Source organism: Acidovorax sp. HMWF018 (genome assembly GCF_003061035.1).
Taxonomy (GTDB): domain Bacteria; phylum Pseudomonadota; class Gammaproteobacteria; order Burkholderiales; family Burkholderiaceae_C; genus Acidovorax; species Acidovorax delafieldii.
Map to the genome: position 1 here is coordinate 8,556 of NZ_QAIM01000655.1, position 7,643 is coordinate 16,198.

A 7,643-nucleotide genomic window follows, 5' to 3' on the forward strand; every position below is an offset into this window, starting at 1 on the left:
CGCCACGTGCAACAGCCCGCTGGCGACCACAAAGCCCCACTCCACCGCACCCCACAGCGGTACCGCGTCGCGCCCCAGGTACCAGCCCAGCGGCGCCCAGACCACCATCATGATCACCGAGGTGAAGAACGCAAACCGCGAGTCCCCCCCGGCCTTCTTGGCCACGATGTTCCAGCACGCGTGGATGAGGCCGGCGAGGATGATGAGGGCGAAGGCGGTGAAGGTCACGAGCGGGGAAAAGAACGGCCTGAACAGAAAAGCCGCAGCGCCTTCTGGGCGGCTGCGGCTACGAACCGTGATGGATGGCTGCGAAGAAAAGTGGGGCGATTTGCGTAGCGAGCCAGCCTAGTCTGGGTCGATGCGCGCAGCCGTACTCCCGTACGGCGAGCACAGCAGGCCCGGAATCGGCTGGCGCAGTAGCAAAGCGCCCCGCTTTTCAGGCTCGGCCGATGATGGAGGCGGTGGCCATCAACTCTTCAAGCAGCGCAAACGACACCTTGCCCGACACCGCATACGGGTCCAGTTCGGGCTTTTCGGAGTATTTGAGCAGGATGGAGTGGTTAATCTTGGAGAGGTTGACCTGCCCCATGGTCCAGCCGCCAAAGCGGCGCTCGGCGATTTCTTCGTAGTGCAGCAGCTCCACGTTCTTGTGGCGCGTGTCCTTCTGGATGTGGCCATACAGCTCGCTCACCGCAGAGCGTCCGCCCTCGATGGCTTGCAAAAACACGCCGCCGCCGTAGCACAGCACGCCGGTGATGCCGCTGCCGGGGTTGTGCTGGCGCGACTGCGTCAGGATGGCTTCAATGGCGGCGGGCGAGGTATCGACCGCGCGACTGGCGTAAAGCAGGCGTACCAGCATGGTCAGTTCTTTCCAGGGATGAGGGACAAAAATTCACGGCGCAAAGCGCTGTCCTTGAGGAACACGCCACGCATGACCGAGTTGATCATGCGGCTGTCGTTGTCGCGCACGCCGCGCCAGGACATGCAGAAGTGGCTGGCTTCCATGACGATGGCCAGGCCGTCGGGCTGGGTCTTTTCCATGATCAGGTCGGCCAGCTGCACCACGGCTTCTTCCTGGATCTGGGGGCGGCCCATGATCCAGTCCACCAGGCGCGCGTATTTGGACAGGCCGATCACGTTGGTGTGCTCGTTGGGCATCACGCCGATCCAGATCTTGCCGATGACGGGGCAGAAGTGGTGGCTGCAGGCACTGCGCACGGTGAGCGGGCCCACGATCATCAGTTCGTTCAAGTGCTCGGCGTTCGGGAACTCGGTGATGGGCGGCTGCGCCACATAGCGGCCGCGGAACACCTCGTTGAGGTACATCTTGGCCACGCGGCGCGCGGTGTTGTTGGTGTTGTGGTCGCCCTGGGTGTTGATCACCAGGCTGTCGAGCACGCCCTGCATCTTGACCTCGACCTCGTCGAGCAGCTTTTCCAGCTCGCCGGGCTCGATGAATTCGGCAATGTTGTCGTTGGCGTGAAAGCGCTTGCGCGCGGCGGCAAGGCGTTCTCGGATCTTGACGGAAACGGGCGTGCCTTCGTCCGGTGAGGTGGGCGTCATATCGGCGGCAGGTTGGCTGGACATAGCTGGCATCGTACCAGCGAACCCAGTTTGATCAATTACAAGGGTTTTAGGCAGCAAGCGCTAGTGGAATATGCCTGAGAAGCTATCAATAAAGTAGCAATCTCGACAAAGGCGCCCTCAATACCGCTTGCCCGTCACCCACAGCGCCAGGCGCATGAGACCAAACGCCACGCGGTCCAGCACCCGCTGGCGCAGCGGGCGGCCGGCATAGCGCGCAGGGTCCATCCGGCGGCCCGCGTGCTGCATGGCGTGCACCAGGCGCTGGCGCAAGTCAATGGCAAAGGCGGCGTCTTCCACCACCACGTTGGCCTCGCGCGCCAGCAGCAGCGAGAGCGGGTCGAGGTTGGACGAGCCCACCGTGGCCCAGGGCCGGTCGCCCTGCGCATCGATGACGGCCACCTTGGCGTGCAGAAAGCTGGGGGCGTACTCGTAGATCTCGACCCCCGCCTCCAGCAGCGCGCCGTACACAGGACGGGCCGCGTGGTACTGCATGAAGTATTCGTACCGTCCCTGCAGCAGCAGGCGCACCCGCACGCCCCGGCGCGCGGCCATCACCAGCGCGCGGCGCAGCTTGCCGCCGGGCATGAAGTAGGCATTGGCAATGATGACCTCGTGCCGCGCCGCGCCGATGGCCTTGCGGTATGCCTTCTCGATGCGGCTGCGGTTGCGCACGTTGTCGCGCAGCACCAGGGTGGCGCGCACGGGGGGGCCGGCATCGGGGTCGCCGCCCTGCTCCGCGTGCCGTGCGGCGCTGGCCGCGCGCAGGGCCCGCAGGGCTTCCGGCAGGCGGCGCTGGCGCGCGTCGCGTACGGCCTGCATGCGCCACCAGAGCTGGTCCATGGTGTCGCTGGCCGATGCCACCAGGCTGCCCGTGGCCCGCACGGCAAAGTCAAAACGGGGGGCCTCCAGCGCGCCGTGGTTGGGGTCGTGAAAGTCGTCCAGCACATTGATGCCGCCGCAAAACAGCACCCGCCCATCCACCACGCACAGCTTGCGGTGCAGGCGCCGCCAGCGGTGTGGCAGCAGCAGCCCCAGCGGCCCCAGCGGCGAATACACGCTGCACAGCACCCCGGCGGCCTGAAACTGATCGGCCCAGGCCTTGGGCAACGCGCCTGTGCCCACGCCATCGACCACCAGATGGGTGCGCACGCCGCGCGCTGCAGCGCGCATCAGCGCCTGGGCCACGGTGGCTCCGGCGCCGGTGAAGTCAAAGATATAGGTCTCGAACTGGATGTCCGCCATCGCAGCATCCATGGCCTCGGTGAGCGCCGGAAAGAACTCCTCGGCGCCTTGCAGCAGCCGGACCTGGTGGTCGTCGGCGGGCCCGGTGCCCGGGGCCTGCGCAAAGGACTTGCGCCTCATCCCGTCACCCCGCCACCGCGCACACCCCGGCAACGCCTCACAGCCGGAACTCCGCGATCAGGGGCAGATGGTCCGACATGCGCCACCAGATGCGGCCACGCGGCACCTGCAGCGACAGCGGCGTGAGCCCGCGCGCATACACATGGTCCAGCTGCGCCAGGGGCAGGCGTGCAGGGTAGGTGAAGGTGCGGGGCGCATCCCATTCATACAGGCCAAAGCCAGCCAGCATGCGCTTGAGCTGCTGCCCCCAGTCGTTGAAGTCACCGGCCACCACCAGCGGCGTACCGGGGGGCACCTCGCGCTCGATGAAGCCCTGCAGGCGCTCGACCTGGCGGATGCGGCTGCCAGGGATCAGGCCCAGGTGCACCACGATCACGTGCACGTTGCGGCCCTGCACATCCACCTCCACATGCAGCAGCCCGCGCTGCTCGAAACGGTGGTCCGAGATGTCTTCATGCTGGTGCCCGATCACCGGCCAGCGGGTGAGCAACGCGTTGCCATGTTCGCCGTGTTTGGTGACCGCATTGGTGCGATACACCGCCTCGTAGCCTTCGGGGGCCAGGAACTCGGCCTGCGGCAGATCAGGCCAGCGCTGAAAGTAGGCCGCCTCGCGACGGTGCAGTTTGCGCACCTCCTGCAGGCAAACGATGTCGGCGTCGAGCTGCTCCACCGCCAGGCCCAGGTTGTGAATCTCCAGCCGCCGCGCGGGCCCGATGCCTTGCACACCCTTGTGGATGTTGTAGGTGGCTACGCGCAGGATGTCGTCGTGTTGCATGGTCCTAGGAGGGGTAATTGAACGCGCTCGCCAGCGCCGCGATGGGTGCGCCAGGCAAGGCGCGAGGACGCGGCGGGCTCATGCCCGCAAGGAGGAGCAACGCCGCATGGCGCGCCCAGCGCGGTGCTGGCGAATGCGTAGCGTGCCCACTCGACAAGCGAACGTCAACGAAGCAGCGAGAGTCAGTATCCATGAGGCGCCCTTGAAAACGGCAAGCGGTCAATTGCCGCTCCTAGGACTGGAGATTGTGTCGCAAGCCGTGGTGGCAAGGGGTTTGCCCGACGCAGGCAGGGGGCGGCAGCGCTTTACACTGGAGACTCCAACATTTTGAGCACGCAGGGACGGCCCCGACCCCCATGGCTACCGAGAGCGGCCCCAATCCCGCCCCACAGACCCAGGCGCTGATCGTGGACAGCAATGCCACATCGCGCAGCATTCTGGTGGGGCAGCTGCGCGAGTACGGCGTGACCCGCATCGTGCAATGCTCCCGTGTGCAGGACGCGCGCGCCCGGCTGGAGCACACGGTGTTCGACTACGTGCTGTGCGACCAGTTTTTTGGCGAATCCAACTACTCGGGCCAGACCCTGCTGGACGACCTGCGGCGCGCACAGCTGCTGCCGTTTTCCACGGTGTTCTTCATGGTCACGGCCGAGGCGTCGTACGCCGCAGTGGCTGAGGCCGCCGAGTCGGCCCTGGACGGCTACCTGCTCAAGCCCTTCACGCCCAGCGCGCTGTTCGAGCGCCTGAGCCTGGCGCGCCTGCGCAAGATCCACCTCAAGCCCATTTTCGATGCCATCGAAGCCGAGGACTTCGAGCAGGCAGCAGCGCTGTGCGTGGAGCGTTTCGAGGCCCGCAAGCCCTATTGGCTGTACGCCGCCCGCATCGGGTCGGAGCTGCTGCTGCGCCTGGGCCGCCACGACGAGGCGCGCACCCTGTTCGAGGCCGTCATCGCGGCACGGGCCCTGCCCTGGGCCAAGCTGGGCGTGGCCCGCGCACAGATCGAATCAGGCCAGGCCGCGCGCGCCATCACCACCTTGCAGGAGTTGATTGGCGAAGACGCGTCGTTCGCCGACGCCTACGACGTGCTGGGCCGCGCGCAGGTGGAGATGGGCAATTTTTCGCAGGCCATCGAGACCTACCGCACGGCCAGCACCCTCACGCCCGACTCGGTGGTGCGGCTGCAGAAGCTGGGGATGATGTCGTACTACATGGGGGACCGCGCCACCGCCACCAAGGTGCTGGCACGCGCCACAGTGCTGGGCATTGACTCCAAGCTGTTCGACTACCAGTCGCTGGTGCTGCTGACGTTCGCGTATTACGCCGAGAACGACCGCAAGGGCATCGAGCGCTGCATGGCCGACTTTGCGCGCATCCTGGAGCGCCACTACGGCAGCGCGCGCATCCGGCGTTTTGCCGAGGTGGCGCGGGCGCTGCAGCTCATCCAGCAGCGGCAGTTTTCGCAAGCGGTTGAATCGGTGCGTGGCATGGCCCGCGAGATCACGTCCAGCACCTTCGACTTTGAGGCTGCTTGCAACCTGGGCAGCCTGCTGGCCGTATTGGCCGTCACGTCGATCGAGCTGCCCGAGGGCGACAGCTGGGTGCTGGCACTGGGCATGCGCTATGCCAACACACGCGGCTTGACCGAGCTGATGGCCAACGCCTGCAACCTGCATGAGCCTTACAGCCAACTGGTGCGAGACTGCCTGCAACGCGTCAACAAGACGGCCGAAGTCGCCATGGCGCAAAGCCTGGGCGGCGACCCTGGCGGTGCCGTGCAAAACCTGCTGGCCGAAGCCGAACGCACCCTCAACTCCAAACTGCTCGATATGGCACAGCAAGTGCTGCTACGCCATGGCGCGCGCATGGCCGCCCCCCAACCGCTGCAAGAGAGCATCGACGCACTGCGCGCCCGCATGGGCAGCACCCCGGCGAGGGCCATCCTGGGGCAAGACAGTGAACGCCACCCCGGCGGTGTGGCACTGAGGGTGCGGGGCAGCAGCGACAACACACCCACGCGCACTCCGCAGCCATCGCCCGACAGCTCGGCCCTCGGCCCGTCGCCCGCAGACGATGCCGACGATCCTGCTGCCGCCCTGCGCTTGCGGCCTCCAGACGCCTCTTGAGGCGACGCCGCCCGGCCTTGCCCCTGTTGCCGCCGGGCCATTCGGAGTCCACTCACCCGAGATGCAAAAACCGGGGGAGCAACAGGCACGCCTCGGCATTGGACGCGGAAAAGCACCGGTCAGCGGCCTGCTGCCAGGGCAGCCACTCATAGGCATCGTGCTCACGCGGGCTCAGCACCACGGGCGTGCCTGCGGGCACACGCAGGCCAAACACGCGCTCACGGTTGCGCACCACGCCAGGTGCATAACGGTGCAGCCATTGGGGCCAGATGTCGTACACGTTCTCCAGCGCCCAGTCGGTCAGCAGACAGCCCGGTGCCTGGGTGTCCATGCCGGTTTCTTCGGCCACTTCACGGCGTGCGGTCTCGGCAAAAGGCTCGTCCAGCGCATCCTTGCTACCGGTGACCGACTGCCAATGCCCCTCGCCCCCGGTGCGGCGGATCAGCAGCACCTCCAGCGCGGGGGTGTGGATCACCACCAGCACCGACTCTGGAAGCTTGTAAGGCCGCGGTGGCCCGGCGGCGGCTGCCATGGCCTGTGCCTTCAGCCCCCCTTGGGGCGCTGGGCTGCCGTGGTGGTGGGCACGGGCGGGGGCAGCTCTTTGGCCTGCAACGCACGCGCCTGCACCACCAGCTGGTTGTGCGCGTCCAGAAACGCCGCAGCAATGACCTTGCCTTCGTTGGTATTGCTCCAGCCAGCGCCCGCTGCGCCGCCCAGCTTGCCGAACACCAAGCCGCCAACCCCCAGGTCGGTGGTGCGCGCTGAGCCTGTGGCCGCCGCTACCTGTTCGGTGGTTTCGTTGTCGGACAGCAGCAAGGCCGTCTGTGCTTCCTTGAACTTGACCTGCTCCACCAGCCCGGCCAGGCCAGCGATGTCGCGCAGTACCGGGATCATGGCGATCACCCCGGCCAGGCCCCGGCCCGCATCCTGCTCGCTGAACGTGAGGCTGGGCGTGAGCGTGTACTGCGCCTCGTACCCCTTGCCCTTGGCCACGGTGGAGTTGTTCTTGCGCAAGATGCCTGCGTCCTTCAATTCCTGCTCCTGCACAGTGCCCTTCAGGCCCGCTGCCCGGTCCACCACGCGGAAACACCCGCTCTGCTGGGCCAGCAGCTTGACCAGCGGCACCGGCGACGCGGGCAGTTGGTAGCCCGAGCCCATGATGTAGCCATTGGGGTTCTCGGCCAGCGCCAGCGTGGCCACGGGCGCATCGCAACGCACCAGCTCACGGGCCGCGTTCTGCGCGCCCTGGGGCCCGGCCGAGCCCGTGACCACCGAGCCGCCCTGCCCCAGTTCGGTCTTCTTCTCGCCGCATCCGGCCAGGGCGATGCATGCGGCCGCAAGCAGCCAATGGGAGCGTGTCAACAAACGCATGGAAGTACCTCTTTCAGTCCGTGCACGGCGGCCAGTGCCCGATGCACCGCGCATGAAAAAAGCGGCCAGGGCGCAAGGCCCGAGCCGCTTGGTGTGCGATGCATGGCTGCATGCGCGAAGGACGTGATGCGTCCGGAATCAGGCCGCAGTCTTGACCGCGTCGGGGTTGCGCAGGCGGATGTGCAGCTCGCGCAGCTGCTTTTCGTCCACGGGGCTGGGCGCCTGCGTGAGCAGACACTGGGCGCGCTGGGTCTTGGGGAAGGCGATCACGTCGCGGATTGACTCAGCACCGGTCATCAGCGTCACGATGCGGTCCAGGCCAAAGGCCAGGCCGCCGTGCGGAGGCGCGCCGTACTGCAGCGCATCCAGCAGGAAGCCGAACTTGAGCTGGGCTTCTTCGGGCGTGATGTTGAGGGCGTCAAACA

The 7,643-nt window shown here is 66.7% G+C and carries 8 protein-coding genes and 1 pseudogene; 1 reads left to right on the forward strand and 8 read right to left on the reverse strand.

What is annotated here, in order from left to right; genetic code table 11:
* From DBR23_RS32000 to DBR23_RS27515, 5 genes and pseudogenes are all read right to left on the reverse strand, one after another.
* Positions 1-228 (reverse strand): annotated as a pseudogene (locus tag DBR23_RS32000) (EamA family transporter); the annotation flags it as partial.
* 208 nt (positions 229-436) lie between these two features.
* Positions 437-859 carry a BLUF domain-containing protein gene (locus DBR23_RS27500; protein WP_056060427.1) on the reverse strand — a complete coding sequence of 141 codons (423 nt, stop codon included), beginning with the start codon at positions 857-859 and terminating at the stop codon, positions 437-439.
* Between the two features lie 2 nt (positions 860-861).
* Positions 862-1,587 (reverse strand): GTP cyclohydrolase I, encoded by a 726-nt coding sequence (folE, locus tag DBR23_RS27505; RefSeq protein WP_056060424.1) that lies wholly within the window; start codon positions 1,585-1,587, stop codon positions 862-864.
* Between the two features lie 117 nt (positions 1,588-1,704).
* A complete protein-coding gene (gene clsB, locus DBR23_RS27510; RefSeq protein ID WP_108500172.1) occupies positions 1,705-2,949 on the reverse strand; it encodes a cardiolipin synthase ClsB in 1,245 nt (414 codons plus the stop codon).
* Between the two features lie 37 nt (positions 2,950-2,986).
* Positions 2,987-3,724 (reverse strand): endonuclease/exonuclease/phosphatase family protein, encoded by a 738-nt coding sequence (locus DBR23_RS27515; RefSeq protein WP_099731073.1) that lies wholly within the window; start codon positions 3,722-3,724, stop codon positions 2,987-2,989.
* A 356-nt stretch (positions 3,725-4,080) separates the two neighbouring features.
* Here DBR23_RS27515 and DBR23_RS27520 point away from each other — a divergent pair, with 356 nt between their 5' ends.
* On the forward strand, positions 4,081-5,847 hold the full coding sequence (locus DBR23_RS27520) for a tetratricopeptide repeat protein (RefSeq protein ID WP_056060415.1): 1,767 nt from the start codon (positions 4,081-4,083) through the stop codon (positions 5,845-5,847).
* A gap of 52 nt (positions 5,848-5,899) precedes the next feature.
* On the opposite strand, the gene nudB is transcribed toward DBR23_RS27520, so the two are convergent.
* The 3 genes from nudB to DBR23_RS27535 form a co-directional block, all read right to left on the reverse strand.
* Positions 5,900-6,379 (reverse strand): dihydroneopterin triphosphate diphosphatase, encoded by a 480-nt coding sequence (gene nudB, locus DBR23_RS27525; protein ID WP_108500173.1) that lies wholly within the window; start codon positions 6,377-6,379, stop codon positions 5,900-5,902.
* An 11-nt stretch (positions 6,380-6,390) separates the two neighbouring features.
* Positions 6,391-7,218 (reverse strand): CsgG/HfaB family protein, encoded by an 828-nt coding sequence (locus tag DBR23_RS27530; RefSeq protein ID WP_056060409.1) that lies wholly within the window; start codon positions 7,216-7,218, stop codon positions 6,391-6,393.
* A gap of 138 nt (positions 7,219-7,356) precedes the next feature.
* Positions 7,357-7,643, reverse strand: a 287-nt coding sequence (locus tag DBR23_RS27535; RefSeq protein ID WP_304466251.1) for an amino acid--tRNA ligase-related protein, incomplete at its 5' end; no start/stop codon positions are given.

What these genes read in the sequence shown, in the direction of transcription:
- DBR23_RS27500 (WP_056060427.1), bottom strand. Translation starts at nt 859, where the DNA reads ATGCTGGTACGCCTGCTTTACGCCAGTCGCGCGGTCGATACCTCGCCC.
- folE (WP_056060424.1), bottom strand. Translation starts at nt 1,587, where the DNA reads ATGTCCAGCCAACCTGCCGCCGATATGACGCCCACCTCACCGGACGAA.
- clsB (WP_108500172.1), bottom strand. Translation starts at nt 2,949, where the DNA reads ATGAGGCGCAAGTCCTTTGCGCAGGCCCCGGGCACCGGGCCCGCCGAC.
- DBR23_RS27515 (WP_099731073.1), bottom strand. Translation starts at nt 3,724, where the DNA reads ATGCAACACGACGACATCCTGCGCGTAGCCACCTACAACATCCACAAG.
- DBR23_RS27520 (WP_056060415.1), top strand. Translation starts at nt 4,081, where the DNA reads ATGGCTACCGAGAGCGGCCCCAATCCCGCCCCACAGACCCAGGCGCTG.
- nudB (WP_108500173.1), bottom strand. Translation starts at nt 6,379, where the DNA reads ATGGCAGCCGCCGCCGGGCCACCGCGGCCTTACAAGCTTCCAGAGTCG.
- DBR23_RS27530 (WP_056060409.1), bottom strand. Translation starts at nt 7,218, where the DNA reads ATGCGTTTGTTGACACGCTCCCATTGGCTGCTTGCGGCCGCATGCATC.